The sequence below is a fragment of the Deltaproteobacteria bacterium genome (assembly GCA_019308995.1).
Taxonomy (GTDB): Bacteria; Desulfobacterota; Desulfarculia; order Adiutricales; family JAFDHD01; genus JAFDHD01.
Map to the genome: position 1 here is coordinate 16,782 of JAFDHD010000028.1, position 15,497 is coordinate 32,278.

Annotated in this window: 16 protein-coding genes; 4 read left to right on the forward strand and 12 right to left on the reverse strand. The window is 51.3% G+C overall.

Annotation, left to right across the window (positions count from 1 at the left end; genetic code table 11):
- Nucleotides 1-105: 105 nt before the first annotated feature.
- Nucleotides 106-384, reverse strand: a complete 279-nt coding sequence (locus JRI95_06905) for a hypothetical protein (protein ID MBW2061280.1) — start codon at nucleotides 382-384, stop codon at nucleotides 106-108.
- A gap of 29 nt (nucleotides 385-413) precedes the next feature.
- Between JRI95_06905 and JRI95_06910 the strand changes: the two genes are divergently transcribed.
- Nucleotides 414-1,496: a hypothetical protein gene (locus tag JRI95_06910; GenBank protein MBW2061281.1), complete on the forward strand. Its 1,083-nt coding sequence runs from the start codon at nucleotides 414-416 to the stop codon at nucleotides 1,494-1,496.
- A 208-nt stretch (nucleotides 1,497-1,704) separates the two neighbouring features.
- On the opposite strand, the gene JRI95_06915 is transcribed toward JRI95_06910, so the two are convergent.
- Together JRI95_06915 and JRI95_06920 are read right to left on the reverse strand one after the other, a co-directional pair.
- A complete protein-coding gene (locus tag JRI95_06915) occupies nucleotides 1,705-2,862 on the reverse strand; it encodes a hypothetical protein (protein ID MBW2061282.1) in 1,158 nt (385 codons plus the stop codon).
- A gap of 382 nt (nucleotides 2,863-3,244) precedes the next feature.
- Nucleotides 3,245-3,451, reverse strand: a complete 207-nt coding sequence (locus JRI95_06920) for a hypothetical protein (GenBank protein MBW2061283.1) — start codon at nucleotides 3,449-3,451, stop codon at nucleotides 3,245-3,247.
- A gap of 331 nt (nucleotides 3,452-3,782) precedes the next feature.
- Here JRI95_06920 and JRI95_06925 point away from each other — a divergent pair, with 331 nt between their 5' ends.
- Entirely contained in the window at nucleotides 3,783-4,829 is a 1,047-nt protein-coding gene (locus JRI95_06925) for a hypothetical protein (protein MBW2061284.1), read from the forward strand.
- 106 nt (nucleotides 4,830-4,935) lie between these two features.
- On the opposite strand, the gene JRI95_06930 is transcribed toward JRI95_06925, so the two are convergent.
- The 9 genes from JRI95_06930 to JRI95_06970 all read right to left on the reverse strand — a co-directional run bounded on the left by JRI95_06930 (nucleotide 4,936) and on the right by JRI95_06970 (nucleotide 13,292).
- Entirely contained in the window at nucleotides 4,936-5,745 is an 810-nt protein-coding gene (locus tag JRI95_06930; protein ID MBW2061285.1) for a class I fructose-bisphosphate aldolase family protein, read from the reverse strand.
- A gap of 422 nt (nucleotides 5,746-6,167) precedes the next feature.
- Nucleotides 6,168-6,542 carry a PilZ domain-containing protein gene (locus JRI95_06935; protein ID MBW2061286.1) on the reverse strand — a complete coding sequence of 125 codons (375 nt, stop codon included), beginning with the start codon at nucleotides 6,540-6,542 and terminating at the stop codon, nucleotides 6,168-6,170.
- Nucleotides 6,543-6,784: 242 nt separating this feature from the next.
- Nucleotides 6,785-7,582 carry a tryptophan synthase subunit alpha gene (locus JRI95_06940; GenBank protein MBW2061287.1) on the reverse strand — a complete coding sequence of 266 codons (798 nt, stop codon included), beginning with the start codon at nucleotides 7,580-7,582 and terminating at the stop codon, nucleotides 6,785-6,787.
- Entirely contained in the window at nucleotides 7,579-8,781 is a 1,203-nt protein-coding gene (gene trpB, locus JRI95_06945; GenBank protein MBW2061288.1) for a tryptophan synthase subunit beta, read from the reverse strand. Before trpB ends, JRI95_06940 begins: the two co-directional genes overlap by 4 nt.
- On the reverse strand, nucleotides 8,768-9,385 hold the full coding sequence (locus tag JRI95_06950; protein MBW2061289.1) for a phosphoribosylanthranilate isomerase: 618 nt from the start codon (nucleotides 9,383-9,385) through the stop codon (nucleotides 8,768-8,770). Before JRI95_06950 ends, trpB begins: the two co-directional genes overlap by 14 nt.
- Nucleotides 9,382-10,164 carry an indole-3-glycerol phosphate synthase TrpC gene (trpC, locus tag JRI95_06955; protein ID MBW2061290.1) on the reverse strand — a complete coding sequence of 261 codons (783 nt, stop codon included), beginning with the start codon at nucleotides 10,162-10,164 and terminating at the stop codon, nucleotides 9,382-9,384. Before trpC ends, JRI95_06950 begins: the two co-directional genes overlap by 4 nt.
- Complete coding sequence (gene trpD, locus JRI95_06960; protein MBW2061291.1) at nucleotides 10,161-11,225, reverse strand: anthranilate phosphoribosyltransferase; 1,065 nt, start codon at nucleotides 11,223-11,225, stop codon at nucleotides 10,161-10,163. Before trpD ends, trpC begins: the two co-directional genes overlap by 4 nt.
- Nucleotides 11,215-11,793, reverse strand: a complete 579-nt coding sequence (locus JRI95_06965; GenBank protein MBW2061292.1) for an aminodeoxychorismate/anthranilate synthase component II — start codon at nucleotides 11,791-11,793, stop codon at nucleotides 11,215-11,217. The genes trpD and JRI95_06965 overlap by 11 nt, the downstream gene beginning before the upstream one ends.
- Nucleotides 11,794-11,804: 11 nt before the next feature.
- Nucleotides 11,805-13,292 (reverse strand): anthranilate synthase component I family protein, encoded by a 1,488-nt coding sequence (locus tag JRI95_06970; GenBank protein MBW2061293.1) that lies wholly within the window; start codon nucleotides 13,290-13,292, stop codon nucleotides 11,805-11,807.
- Nucleotides 13,293-13,676: 384 nt separating this feature from the next.
- Between JRI95_06970 and JRI95_06975 the strand changes: the two genes are divergently transcribed.
- Nucleotides 13,677-13,823: a hypothetical protein gene (locus tag JRI95_06975; protein ID MBW2061294.1), complete on the forward strand. Its 147-nt coding sequence runs from the start codon at nucleotides 13,677-13,679 to the stop codon at nucleotides 13,821-13,823.
- Between the two features lie 185 nt (nucleotides 13,824-14,008).
- Entirely contained in the window at nucleotides 14,009-15,229 is a 1,221-nt protein-coding gene (locus tag JRI95_06980) for a beta-lactamase family protein (GenBank protein MBW2061295.1), read from the forward strand.
- Nucleotides 15,230-15,497 lie beyond the last annotated feature (268 nt).

Genomic DNA, 15,497 nt, shown 5'->3' on the forward strand with positions numbered 1-15,497 from the left:
TAAAATGGTCGTCAAGGCGGCAGGAAGAAAACTAAAAAAAATAGACATCCCTGGTTTCTGTCACGAGGCTCAAATTGACAGGCTCAGCGGTTTGACATATATTGCTTAACCAGATTTCCAGCGCCACAGGCTCGAAGGGTTGGTGTAGTAAAGCGTGCCATCAGGAACTGTGGAGATTTTTAAAATGTTGCGCCTGAGCAGCTCGGTCAGGGCCTGATCCAGTTCACTCTCAGACTTTGTCCAGCGCGTCTTGATTTCTTCCAGGGAGGGACGGATATTCTGTTCCACAAGCGAAGAAACCAGAATGTATGCTGAGGTTGCTTCGATTGGAAGGTCAAGTTTAAAGATGTTCCGATCCATGTGGGCATGAAAGTGTTCGATCATCAAATTCTCCTTTAGGCGGAAAAAATTTTATGTTTGTTCCAGAAGCACTTTATTTTCCTTACACCGATATTTCCAGAGACCGGCTGACTCAAGCGCTTTTATTTTTTGAAAGAATTATACTATACCGACTTCCTGAAGACCAGCTAGAAGACCATCTCTCTTCAGCCGTTCAGCGGGGTTTGGTTCGGCTTATAGAGGTGAGTTTTATTAAGGACCGCACTGAGATTAAACGTATCCTTTCTGAAACGACCCAGTTATTTGAACAGTACCGTGAACCGGGTTACCTGTCCATCCTTGAGCAGCAAACTTTAGAGGCCGAATCAGAGGACACACCAACGCAGTTGGCCTCTGCTATCCGTCGTTATCAGTCAAACCGGTCTTCAGCCTGGGATCCGGCCAGGCAGGCCCAGATTTTCCTTCATTTTGCCCGGTATCTGGATCGGCAGGCAGATGAGGTCAATGAACTTATGAGGAAGATAGACCAGAAGGGGAACTTGATTGAGGATCTGCTGGGTATAGAAGGAACCATTAATGCTCAGGTGAAATCGGTCCAGGAAGACCCGGGTTTAGGATTTTTGCCTCACCGCTTGACAGCCTGGGGTCATTTTTACGCCGCTCATGGAAACGCCGGGGAACCTCTGTTTAGTGATCGGCGAGAGGCTATTGACCGTCTGGATCAGACCATGGCTCGAACCAGACCGCGTCCTGATTTGAGTATGGATCGGAGAACCGAGGCTCTGGAGCCATTTTTAGAGATCAAGCTTCCTGATACGGTTATGTCAACCTCTTTCGATGAAATTGAAACCCGCCGGCAAGAACTAAGGGGTCGGCTCAGCCCTGAATGGTTTACCCTGATATCGCAGGTCATTTCTCAAACGTGGTCCAGGGAGAACCTTGTTGATCTCAAGGAAAGGTTCTCAACCCTGGTGCGGGAGCTGCAATTGAACCCGCACCCTGACGCCGGAGAATCCAGCCTCACTCTCTATGGTTACCTCCTGCCCGGAACTGACCTTAAACAGGCTTATCTTGAGGCCGTCGGCTTGGCGCCGGGTTTGGACGAGACTCAGGTCTTCTGTGGACCGATTTTTGAGATCCGCCTCACCCGGGCCTGAAAATGCCTGCGAGCGAAATTAAAATGGCCCAACTTACCTTACATTTGGAAGATTCCCTGCTGCTTGCAGCTGGGAGCTTCAATTTGATGGATCTTTATCAAAAAAAAGATTTTAAGGAGTTAGTTCCCGTCGCCTCTATCAGCACAAATAAAGGCAGTTGACTCACCATAGGCCTCAGAGTCGAGACCTCAGCAAGCCTGTTTCCTGTTTAACCTTCACTTTCAGTTGGGGGAGCTGAACCCTGACGCAATGATTGACGGGGATATTTCGGGGTGATATTCAGCGGTTCTGGAGCATAGATATTTCTGACCGCATCAGGCCTGCGTTTCACGCCGCTTTCCTCTTGGAGCAGGTGTCTTTGGTAGGCCTGGATCCAGAAAGATAGATCCTCGAAAGACATCCATGTGGCCGGACTAAAGGAAATGGCCCTAGCCTCCTGGTCGAGGGTGCCTCGCTCGACGAACATGAGCTTTAAGTGAACCTCATTTAAGGAAGAACGGTCAAAGTCAACAACTCTGGCCTTTATAAAATGATTGGTTGGAATATCTTGGATGTCCAGATCATTGATCGGGAGTTTAAAATGAAGATAGATGAGATCATTTTTTTTAAATTCTTGATTTGATTTACGGTTCTTCATTGTAACGTTCAGACCGCCGATGCTGATATCATTAACAGTGGCTTTGCCAATTAATTTGAAAGATTTAAGAGGCACCAGCTTCCCGTCCTGGGTCGGCCTAATAAGGTTGACGCTGAGGCCAAATTCACCTGCAGGCTCAACCCGGACGAAGCGACGTTTCTGACCTCGGTTCACGATGGTGGGAATTACAAGCCGGATTGATTTTTCACGCAGCTTTCTAATCACAGTAAAATCAAGGTATAAAGACTTGGTTTCGAAGTGGTAGAATTCCTCCTTGCCGCGCCGTGACGTGCGGAAAGCGATTCTGACAGCTTTATCCCGGAAATCCAGATTCGGGTCCAGATAGGAACTGATCTCAATCTCCAGTTCGTTGGTTTTATTAATGCCGATGGGCATGCATTTATAAATTTCCTGGTAGGCCTTATCATAAACCTCCAAATCGTATACAGCTCTGAGGTCTATGGAACGGCGAATGATGCGCCGGATTCGCCTTGGACTTTCAATGCGGTCAATATGAATGTTGGCGATAGTGTATTTATCAAGACGAAATATTATCTTAATTAAATAAAAAATCAGAATCGCGGCCGCAAGAATTCCGATAACAAGAGCGACTTCCTCCATGCCCCAGGTAAAACCGGAGGAACCAAAGCCTTCCTGAACTCGATTCAGGAAAACCTTATCCACCCCCGAACGGGGGATTAAAAAGTTGTTGATCATCCAGCAGGCCAATATCTTCTCCCATTTAATTAATTAAAGCATGCTGTATGAAACTAGTTATAACATAAAAACATATTTATGACAATACTTTAAGTAAATTGGGCTCTCATGGCGGGAAAGAGAAATAAATGCCTTCTCAGCAATTTCTGGGAGGTCTTGAGATAGAAAAACATTGAATTGTTTCACGGGAAACAGAAGAGGCGGGTAATGTGATGGCAATCTTACTTGGCTAAAAATAATGCGGTATCTTTCTTCTTGAATCCCTGACCAAACGCTTTAAAGTCCGCTGAAACACAACTTGTGTAATCCATTTTTTCCTGTCATGGAGGTCTTTTTCCTACTGGCATTGGGTAAAATCTTCGTTTATTTAGGGATGTTAGGTTGGACAGGCGGCTTATTTTTTGCTCTTTGCCTTTGCCAGATGGCCGCATCGAGCGGGGTTAAAACGCAAGGTGTTGAGAAGACAGCCCCATCCCTTCCAGTCATTGATGCCAACGTTAAAATTTATCTCTTCTTCTTCATCTCCGAGTTTTAGAAAATGCTCGGCGTGAAGGTTTTCAAGTTGAATCGCTTTTAATTTGGCTGTCTTTTTATTTTTCACTTTTTCGGTCTTCTTCATTTTTACATTAAAATTTAGCAATTTTAATGCCAAACTGTCGAAATCGCTGTCTTGGGTACCAGCGGCGGCTGCTAATGATTTAAATTCACCGAACCTAAGACAGAGTGGGCTTTAACCGGGTCTTCCAAATCACTCATCGCTTCCTGAATCTCCAGACAGGTTAACTTCCGGCTCTCTCTAGATCCGGGATTGGTCGGAAAAATTCAGTATATCAAGTTCATGAAAAATATCTTATTTACAAATGATTATTTGATTATTACTTTTTACCCGGATTTTGCTATGGTTCGAACAGAATCTTAAGGCTAGGCAAATCATGCATTGGCTGATAGTAATCGTTTCCTTTGGTATATTCTCTTTTCCTCTGTCCACCTGTTATTCTCAGAACTTTCTGGTCTTATTAAAGGATGGACGGGAGATTCGGGCAGATATCTATGGGTATGAGGGAGATCAGGTCAGACTCCATCAGAATGAAAAAACCTGGGAGATCAACAGAGGTTTTATCAAGGAGATAAAGAGGCTTCAGAAACCCATTCAAACACCGGACAAGCAGCATAAAGGAAGATATGACCAACAATCCCGGCAAACAAGTTACAAAGTAAGCGGCGCTCAACTTACAACTTTTGAACAGGGCTATGTGTCAAGCCTGGGTAAAGCCTCCATTCAGCAGGAATTTCAATGGCTAAGTGACGTGCTGCTTCAAGCAAAGGGTGACCCCTGTGATGTGGCCATCCATCCTGGTGGTTACGCAATCCGGTGGACCGGATCGCCAACCTTATCTGTCTTTGGTGCGACCGAGGCAGGAGAGAGAGCCGCCCGGAAGGCGGTTAATGAAATCAATAACGCCCTGGCCAAGACTCCTATCAAGATTATATCCCTTGAACCCAACGACAGCTTAGCAAAGATACGAGTAATCTTTAGTTTGACAAGGAGTTTCCCTTCAGAACCCACAGTTGACAGTTCCCGGTTTGACGGCCGCTGCCACATAAAAGGTGTTAGTTTTAGGACACCGGAAATTAAATCCGCTGCCATCTGGATCGCTACTGACAAATCGTTTGAGCAAGGGTTCTCTTTTTTGAGCGAGGCGCAGCGAATGGCCGTGGGCAAGGTCTTGCTTGAGCAGCACTGGCAAAGGATTATTCTACATGAACTTGTCCATGCCTTGGGTCTTTTTCATTCAGCGGTATTTGAGGATAGTACGATGTACTGTGAGCTTATTAACGGTCATCCAGAGGGGAATGCCCGGACTTTTCTGAGCGCCAGAGATAAGGAGGTGATTAAATTCTTTTACAGCCGCGTATTCCCAGGTTGGAGGGAGGATAAATTAGGTGAGGCCGTCAAACGCTACTGGCGTGATTTTTAATCAAGGCATGGCGCGAGGGTTAAGAAACCTAGGCGTGCGAATCCTTGTTTTTTTAATAAAGCTTCAACAGGGCCAAAGTAAGAACCAGGTCCGGCTGTTAGTTATCTCAGGCCGCCTTTTGCGTATATCGGGCCAGGACTGTCAGGGCTTCATCCACACTGCGCCGCTTATGAACGATTTGACTCATGGCCTGTATCATGGCCGAGGGGCAGTGATGCTGGAAGACGTTCCGGCCGATGGAAAGTCCCGCCGCTCCGGCGCATATAGCGCCATGCACCATTTCCAGAACATCCCGGTCCGAGTTCATCTTGGGCCCGCCAGCAATGACTACCGGCACCCCGCAGCCTTCCACCACCCTGCTGAAGGATTCGGGATCACCGGTATATGGAACCTTGACCAGGTCAGCACCGAGTTCAGTTCCCAGGCGCGCGCCATGCTTAACGGCCTCGGGGTCGTACTCGTCTTTAACCCGATCACCGCGGCAGTAGATCATGGCCAGAAGCGGCATGCCCCATTCGTTAGCCACCCGGGCCACCGTGCTCAAATCAGTCAGCATCTCCCTTTCCCGATTGTTACCCAGGTTCACGTGAATCGAAACCGCGTCAGCGCCAAGTTTAATGGCCTCTTCAACAGTGCAGACCAGGGTCTTGGCGTGTGGCTCAGGGGATAAAGCCGTGCTGCCGGACAGGTGAACAATGAGGCCCAGATCGCTGGGTTTTGCGTGACCGTTGTTCACAAGCCCCTTATGGATGATCACAGCATTAGCTCCGCCTCTGGCAGCCTCGCTGATGGCATGCTTCATGTCAATTAAGCCCGCGACCGGTCCCACGCTTACCCCGTGATCCATGGGCACGATAACGGTCGTTCGCCGTTTTTGATCCATAAGACGTGCCATGCGAATCGTTTTACCGATCATTTTATCCTCCGTGTGTTCCTTAAAAATAAGAATAAAAAAAGGCCGCGAGCTGTTTTTGCCCACGGCCTGAATAGTTCAAAGATATGTTTGCGTCTAGACCATGGGACAAACCTCCGGCCAAAAACCAAAGAAATAAAAATTACGAATTTGATAAAAAATTGACACCCGTGTCTCCACAGTCTTAAGTAAAGTTACGAACTAGAATATCAGAAGCACTGATTTGTGTCAAGAAAAATCTATCACAAGCTGCGCTATTCAGAGTAATTTTTGAAATAATATTCATTTATGAGTTCCTGCTTCTGGGCGGATGAACCTTGATAACAATCCTTCTTAATCAAGACCCCACTTGCAAAAAAGAGATTGAATGGAACAGGACTTGGTAAGGGAATGCTTCTGAAGGGGACGGCTTGGAGAACTTGACTTCAAAGCCCGGAAATAAGTCTATCAATGACCTCCTGATTTTTCTTTATGATATCTATTAATTTTACGCCAACTTGAAAGGTATTTACCTCAGCCGACCGGTCATACCAGCGAATCTCTATCCTCGACTCCAAGACTCCTTCCGGCGAAAACATTTTCAGATTCAGTTTAGGTTTGTGCTGGACCACAATTAGGTGCTGACCGTCAATATATAGCTGGTCTAGATGCAGCAGGGCTCCGGTCACGGAGAAATTTATCACCTTGCCTTGGACTTCCCCTGTAAAATCCTGGAAGCTAGCTTCCAGCGAGGCATCCCAATCAACCTCATATCGCTTGTGATACCTGTGATACCGACGTATCTTTTCCCCGATAGGCATGCCTATTTTCTCCCTTTTTCCCCATGGGTCTTTTTCTGCATTTTAGACCTTGGAGGCCCACCGCTTTACCTTTTGTCGGCCTGGCGGCGTGCACCTGATTTTGCATCCATCAGATTCCCGGGATTTCGCCCCTAGCCTGGAGGTGACAGTAATACGATTAATTTGAAATTATAGAAGAATCAGGGATATAGTCAAGCTGGAAATGGTACATATTCCCAGCCGAATTGCATATTTGAGTTTTTTCAAGCGGCTTCGATTGCCGCCTTGAGCTCGCTTACCGCAGCGCCCACACGCTGTATTTTCTCAGTTTTTGAACCGTTTTCCATTAGTCTGACCAGGGCGGAGCCTATGATAAGACCATCTGCGTGCGGCGCCAGCCGACGCACCATTTCCGGACCGGATATGCCAAAGCCAGCGGCTACCGGTTTGGCGGACATCTTCCTTAACGCCGTTAGATTCTGGATCAGCTCTTCTGGCAGCCTGTCCCTGACACCAGTCGTTCCGGTCAGGGTCACGGCGTAGACAAAACCGGTACTGGCCTTACAGATTTCGGCCAGCCGCTTCGGCCCGGAAGTAGGGGAAGCCAGAAAAACTGTGTCCAGGCCAGCCTCTTTGGCAATCCGACGCCAGGGCGAGGCTTCCTCGACAGGCAGTTCTGGCATAATGAGTGCGTCCACCCCGACTTCTTTGGCCTGAAGCCCGAACTCGGCCAAACCCATGCGCAGGACTGGATTCAAATACGTCATCATGACCAGCGGTAGTGCGACCCTTCTTCTTAAGTCGGTCACGGCCTCCAGGATGGCTCTTAAGTTGACTCCGCCAGCCAGGGCTCTTTGTGAGGCCGCCTGGATCGTGGGGCCGTCAGCCATGGGGTCTGAGAATGGAACGACCAGTTCCAGGATGTCCGCGCCGCGGGCAGCCAGTTCCTCGGCCGCGTCAATCGTGGTCTCAAGGTCTGGATCGCCCGCCACCAGACATGGGATCAGAGCTGCTCGTTGGGTTTTGCCTAACCTGGTAAAGGTTTCCTTTATTCGGCTCATATCCGGCCCTCCAGATGATCGGTGATGATGTTTAAATCTTTATCCCCCCGCCCGGACAGGTTGATGATGACACAGTGAGACCGCGGCAGGTCCGGGAGGATTTTCAAGACATGGGCCACGGCGTGTGCGCTTTCCAGAGCCGGGATGATGCCTTCGGACCGGCTCAGGGTCATAACGGCCTCCAGGGCTTCCTCGTCAGTCACAGAAACATAGTCTGCCTTCCCCACTGTCTTCAGGTTGGCGTGTTCAGGCCCCACACCGGGATAGTCCAGGCCCGGAGCCACGGAGTGGGCTTCGAGAACCTGCCCGTGTTCATCCTGAAGCAGAAGGCTGAATGTCCCGTGAAGAACGCCTTCTTCACCTTTAGACAGGGTGGCAGAATGGTGGCCGGTATAAAGCCCTTCGCCCGCGGCTTCAACCCCCACCAGGCAGACATCGGCGTCAAAGAAGGGAGAAAAGAGGCCCATGGCGTTACTGCCGCCTCCGACGCAGGCGATTAGCATGTCAGGCAGACGGCCTTCCTGCTCCAGAATCTGCGCACGCGCCTCCCGCCCGATGACCGACTGGAAGTCTCGGACCATATTTGGGTATGGATGGGGTCCGACCACAGAGCCCATGACATAATGGGTCTGCCGCACGTTGGTGACCCAATCCCTGAGGGCTTCATTGATGGCGTCCTTGAGGGTTTGACTGCCTTGATGCACTGGAATGACGTCAGCCCCAAGGAGCTGCATCCGTTTGACGTTCTGTTGTTGCCGTTCAATGTCCTTAATGCCCATATAGACCCGGCAGCTCATCCCGAATAAGGCCGCGGCCGTGGCGGTGGCCACACCATGCTGACCGGCCCCGGTCTCGGCAATGATCTCCTTTTTACCCATATATTTGGCCAGAAGAACCTGCCCCAAGGTGTTGTTGATCTTGTGTGCGCCGGTGTGGGCCAGATCTTCCCGTTTGAGGTAGATTCGGGGGCCGCTGTCTCCGCGATCCCCACCTCTGGCGGCAGACAGCTTAGCGGCCCTGTATAACGGCGTCGGCCGCCCGACGTAGTTCCGAAGGTACTGGTCAAGTTCCTTCCAGAAGCTTGCGTTGGCTTTGGCCTCGGCATAGGCGGCTTCTAATTCCAGGAGGGCTGGCATCAGCATTTCAGGAACATACTGCCCTCCATACCTGCCAAAGTAACCTTTTTTATGATTTTCCATGATCAGCCTCTTGAACTTTAGAAATAAAATCTATCATCTTCTGTTTATCCTTTCTCCCTGGTTCAGCCTCTACCCCGCTGGAAACATCCACCGCCCAAGGCCCTGTGAGTTCAATGGCCTTAATGATGTTTTCGGCCTTAAGACCGCCGGCGAGAATCAACCTCGTTCGCTCAAGGCCTTGAGGCAGAGCTTTCCAATCAAATGTCTGCCCGGTACCCCCGCTGCCTGAATCAAGGAGCAAGGCCCGGGTAACTTTCTCATAAGCATGCACCTGTTCCATATCCACCTTTTTGTCCATCCGCAGGGCCTTGATCGCCCGGCTGGCAAATCGGGCGCAGAACTCAGGAGTTTCCTGGCCATGAAATTGAACGAAATCCAGACCCAAGTATTTGATTAGGCCTGCTACTTCATCCGCGGTGCTATCCACGAAAACTCCCACCGATGATACGAAAGGCGGAAGCCGGCGTATGATCCGACGGGCGGCCTCAGCAGATACTCGGCGCGGACTGGCGGCCAAGACAAAGCCCAGGGCATCCGCCCCTGCCTCAGCCGCTGCTAAGGCGTCAGCTTCTCTGGTTATGCCGCAGATCTTAATGTGCGTCATGAGCTTCCCTCTATTAATTCTTTTACGGCCTTGGCGCGATCCGAGGCGCGCATGAGCGATGTCCCGATCAGGAAGGCGTTTACGCCAGCCATGGTCAGGCGGGCCAGGTCTTCAGAAGTGGCCAGGCCGCTTTCGCTGACTATGACTGGCCCAGGGTCCACTTCTGCGGCCAGCGTCAATGTGGTCTGAAGATCAACCTCCATTGTCTTGAGATTGCGGTTATTGATCCCGATAATAGAAGGACTTATTGCCAGAGCTTCCCTGAGTTCCTGCCGATTTCGCACTTCAACCAAGGCCTCCAAACCAAGTTCATGGGTCAGATTAAACAAGGTTTTAAGCCGGATTCGATCAAGAAGCGCAACAATGAGCAGGATGGCGTCCGCGCCTGTGGCCGCGGCCAGCAATATTTGTATTTCATGAATAAAAAAGTCCTTGCTCAAGACGGGCAGATTGACGGCATCCTTGACCAGCCTTAGGTCTTCATAACGGCCGTCAAAGAAGGACGAGTCGGTCAGCACGGAAACGGCAGCCGCTCCGCCGGCCTGGTAATCCCTGGCAACCTGATCGGCCTTCGCATCTGGAGCGATAGGTCCTTCGGAAGGGGAGGCCCTCTTTACCTCGGCGATAATTCTCGGCCCGACCCCCTGGCTTAAGGCTTTGCTCAGGCTTGACCGCGGCGCGGCCTCAGAGATTTGCCTTCTCAGGTCCGCCCCGGATATGTCCCTGACAAGCCGTGCGACTTCCTTTTTTTTAACCTCAACAATCCTATCCAAGATCATGGTTTGGCTTTCCCTTGTCCAAAGTTCACCAGGGCTTTAAGTTTTTCTAAAGCGCGGCCCGAATCAATGACGCTCCGTGCCAGTTCCACCCCGTCGGCCATGTCCTGGGCCTGGCCGGAAACCACAAGCGCCGCGGCGGTGTTAAGCAGTACAATATCCCGGCGCGGCCCCTGTTCACCCTCCAGAATACTCTTGATAATCCCGGCATTCTCCTCGCTATCTCCCCCGCGGATATCATCAATAGAGGCGCGGGTCAACCCGGCGTCTTCCGGTGTGAGGTCAAAGGACTTGACCTGGCCTCCCTTGAGGTGGGCCACGCGCGTTTTGCCTGTGATACTGAGCTCGTCCATACTGCCTTCCCCATGAACCACGAAGGCTTCTCGACTCCCCAGTTCTCCCAGGACTCGGGCCAGCTTCTCGGTGAGGTCCTCGCGATAAACGCCCAGCACCTGTACATGCGCCCCGGCTGGATTGGTCAATGGTCCGAGAACGTTGAAAATGGTCCGGATACCGATCTCACGGCGAACCGGCGCAGCAAAGGCCATGGCCCCGTGGAAGAGCGGGGCATAGAGGAACCCGATCCCGATCTCTTCAATGGCCTGTTCGACTTCAGCCGGCGTCAGGTCCAGTCGAATGCCGAGTTTTTCCACCACATCAGCGCTGCCGCATTGGCTGGAGACGGCCCGGTTGCCATGCTTGGCCACTTTAAGGCCCGCTCCAGCCACGACAAATGCCGTGGTAGTGGATATGTTAAAGGTTCTGGTTCCGTCACCGCCGGTGCCGCATGTATCCACAATTGTCTGGGCGTCCACGTTGATTTCTTCGCGGTCCACGTTGATCAGATGATTACCCGGCTGGATTTTAGTGGCAAACCGGCGCATGACTCGTGCCGCTGCAGCTATCTCGGTCACGGTCTCTTCCTTCAGGCGCAGGCCCACGAGGAAGGCGGCTATCTGAGCCGGTGTGGCCTGGCCGCTCATGATCTCCTCCATGGCGCCGGTCATCAATTCATCGGAGAGGTCTTTTCTCTCAATAACGGCAGCGATAGCTTCAGTGATCATGATTTGCTCCTTTTAAAAAATTTTGAATAATCAGCGCTGCCTCTTCGGCCATGATTGATTCGGGATGGAACTGTATGCCGGTCACATGGAAGGTTCGATGCCTTATGCTCATGATCTCCCCTTCAGCTGTTTGAGCCGAAATCTCGAGGCAGTCCGGGAGAGTTTCTTTTTCCACCAATAGGGAATGGTAGCGCATGCCAAAGAAGGGTTTCTTGACGCCGGAAAATATGCCTTGTTCATCATGCTGAATTGGTGAGCCTTTGCCATGATACAGAGTTTGGGCCCGTGTAATGCGAGCGCCAAAGGCTGCGGCTATAACCTGGTGACCCAGACAAACGCCCAGGATGGGCAGGCGGGAGGCCAGATGACGGACCGCCTCCAGACAGACGCCGGCTTGCTCGGGGCGACCGGGGCCGGGGGAGAGGATCAATCCTTTTGGTTGAAGCGCCTCAAGCCCTTCCAGCGTGATCTCGTCGTTGCGAACCACCCGGGTTCGAGCCCCTTGCTCACTTAGCAGATGGACAAGGTTGTAAGTAAATGAGTCATAGTTATCAATCATCACAAACATGGCTTTACTCCTTATTTTTTTCGTCCACGCCTCAAGGCGGTCAATATCGCCTCGGCCTTGTGAAGGCTCTCCTGATATTCAGTCGCAGGGTCAGAATCAGCCACGATCCCGCCTCCGGCCTGAATCCAGGCCTGGTCGCCTTCCACGACCAGGGTGCGGATGGTAATGCAAAAATCTATATCTCCGGAAAAACTTAAGTACCCCACCGCTCCCCCATAGGGTCCACGGCGAATCGTTTCTAATTCTTCAATGATTTCCATGGCCCGGATTTTGGGCGCGCCGCTTAAGGTCCCGGCCGGGAAGGCGACCTTGAGGACATCGAGCGGTTTGCGGTTCTGGTCCAGGATTCCTTCGACATGAGTGACGATATGCATGACGTGGGAGTAAAATTCGACCGTCATCAGGTGCGGCACCGTGACTGAGCCCAGGCGCGCCACCCTGCCGACGTCGTTACGCCCCAGGTCCACCAGCATGATATGCTCGGCCGTCTCCTTGGGATCGCTCAAAAGGTCCTTGACCAATACCTCGTCAGCGTCGGGACTGCTTCCCCGGGGGCGAGTACCGGCGATAGGCCGGAGCTGAATACGATTGCCTGTCAGACGGACAAGCATTTCGGGAGAAGCCCCGACCAGGCAGAGGTCATCGAAGTCGAGAAAGAAGCAGTATGGAGAAGGGTTGATTTCCTTCAAGGCCCGGTACAGGCTTAACGGGTCTCCTTCAAAATCCACACTGAGTCGCTGAGACAAAACCACCTGGATGATATCTCCGTTTCGGATGTACTCCTTGGCCTGGTGAATCCGGTGCTCATATTCCGACTGGGAGACATTGCTTCGGACTTCAGTCCCGCATTTAAAATTATCGAGAAATCCTTGATCCTCTGTTGAATCTGCCTGTAGAAGTTTCTGCCTCATCTCCTTTACACGGGAGGCAGCTGCCTGGTAAGCGGCCTCTAGGTCTTTGCCTTCCTGAAGAAGGGCTAAAGAGATTAGAAGCACTTCGCTGGTGCGCCGGTCAAAACGAAGCAGATCCCTGCAGACGACGAAGTGCATCTCGCATTGTTCAGGCTCCACAAGGCAGAGACTGGGGAGCCGTTCCAGGCTCCGTACCGCGTCATAGCCCATAAAACCCACGGCCCCTCCCCAGAAATTACCCAGGTCCGCGGGAACCGCGGGACGAAACCGGCTCATTAGAAGTTTCAGGCCCTGCCACGGGTCAGCGTCATATTTTTCGTTCCTGCCGCTTACGAAATCCTGAAGCTCGACCCGGCCCGGCCAGGCCTTTGCGGCTGCCAGCGGATTGATCCCCAAAAAACTGGCGCGGCTGAATTCGCCGTATGGGCCAAGGCTTTCGAGCAGAAATACAGGCCTGACCGGCGCTAAGGCAGAAATAGCCTGATTCGGAGAAATGGCGACGTCAGTAAACCTGGTATAAACGGGAACCACATTTCTCCCCTCTGCTTGATGACAAAATGTCTTAAAATCGGGCTTGATAAGCTCCATTTTTTTCTCCGCATAAAAAAACCGTGGTCCGATTGACGGTTCCACGGCTATTTGAGATGAAAATGAAAAGCCGTGGACAGGAAGCCTGCCCACGGCTTGTTTTTTTATTATTTAGCGTTAACTAATGCAAATCAAATGGCGAGCAGACCTCCTTTATGTGAATCTGCCACCACCACCAGTTTAACCCGTTAACCAGATTTTGACCTTGCCTGATGGTCATGAAACGGCCCTTTCCAAATAATTTCTGAGCTACCATATCACGCACCTGCAATCTTGTCAATAGCTGGAGAGAGGAATGTCAGTAGCACATGATATGTCCGCTTTTCATAGCACTTAATTTGTCCGGTTTGACGGATTTTGGATACTGGTACCTAAGGAGGTACCATGAAACGACATCCAGGATCTGCGGATATTGAGAGTTACAGCCCGGACGATGAGGCAGAAGCAAACCGCTCCCGCCTCTTCCCCGGTCGCACCACGGGCGCTCGGGTCGCTCCCCAGCGTGGCCCTATCCTCACATGGTGCAATTGAATGATAAACAGAAACTAAAAAAAAGCAACCGGACATTTAATGTGCTATGAACACCGGACATTTTAATGTGCTATTGACAGCCTCAGCTGCAGCCATCGTTGCCTTGACATACCACTCCCCTTTCGCCATACTCCGAATCGTAAAAATGGTTCCCCTTATTTTGCGTAAAGATAAAGGAGGCTCTGATGCTCACCCAGCCTAAAGAAGTCGGTCTCTCAAGCGAACGACTCGGCCGTATTGACCAGCATCTCAAGCAGCGCTATCTCGATTCGAAAAAGATCGCCGGGGCCTTGACCCTGGTGGCCCGGCGAGGCGGGATTGCCTATTTTTCACCGGTGGGCATGATGGATCTCGAGCGCGGCAAGCCCATGTCCCAAGACACGATCTTCCGCATCTACTCCATGACCAAACCCATCACCTCTGTGGCCCTGATGATGCTGTACGAGCATGGTCATTTTCAGCTCAATGATCCGGTCCACAAGTTCATTCCAGAGTGGAGAGACCTTTGTGTTTACCTTTCCGGAAATTATCCGAACTTCCTCACCACCCGCACTGAACGACCCATGACCATCCTCGACCTCATGACTCACACCTCCGGCCTGACCTACGGATTCATGGAAAGAACAAACGTGGACGCCGCCTATCGGAAACTCGACATCGGCGGGGTGGGGTCTGGTGATACGCTCCGGGAGATGATCGAGAAGCTCGCCGGCTTACCTCTTGAATTTTCGCCCGGGACGCGCTGGAACTACTCGGTCTCAACCGACGTTCTCGCCTACCTCGTCGAAGTGATTTCAGGTATGCGCTTTGATGAGTATCTGAAGACGAAGATATTCGAGCCTCTCAAAATGAATGATACGGACTTCTGGGTCCCGCCGGAAAAGCTGGATCGTTTTGCCGCGAACTACAGCCGCCGACCGGATAAGTCTTTACAGCTTGAAGACGATCCGGTCACAGGCCTCTTCACGCGGCCCGCAACCTTCTTCTCCGGCGGCGGCGGTCTCGTATCCACGGCCTCCGACTACTTCCGCTTCTGCCAGATGCTGCTCAACGGCGGCGCATTGGAAGGCGTTCGCATCCTGGGCTGCAAGACGATCGAGTTGATGACCATGAATCACCTGCCTCAGGGCCAGGACCTGATGGACTTAAGTGTCAGCCCGTTCACTCAGACAGCTACCCAGGGTTTCGGCTTTGGTCTGGGCTTCTCGATCCATCTCGGCTCGGCCAGGTCTCAGATCATCGGTTCGCCAGGTGAATACGCCTGGGGAGGCGCAGCCAGTACGGTTTTCTGGATTGATCCGGTTGAAGATTTGATCGTTATCTTCCTGACCCAGTTCATGCCCGATGGCACCTTTAACTTCCGCGGCCAGTTAAAGACCCTGATCTACCCGGCCATCATAGACTAGCCCGGGGCTCATGTTAGGCAAAAGCGTCCCGTGACTGCCGCCTTTTCAGGTGTGGGTAAGATATCTCTAGCTTTCGTTTTAAGCCGATGTTCCGGCGTGCAAATGATATAAGCTATTGATATTCTGAGAATAAAGTATGTTTTTAGTCAAAAAATGGTAGCCAGTAAAATAATAATATATATCTTGACAAATAGAACTAATGTGTTATATTGGTAGCCAATATGCACATCGAACGCATCAAGTCAAAACAAGGGAAAAAAGTCTATAC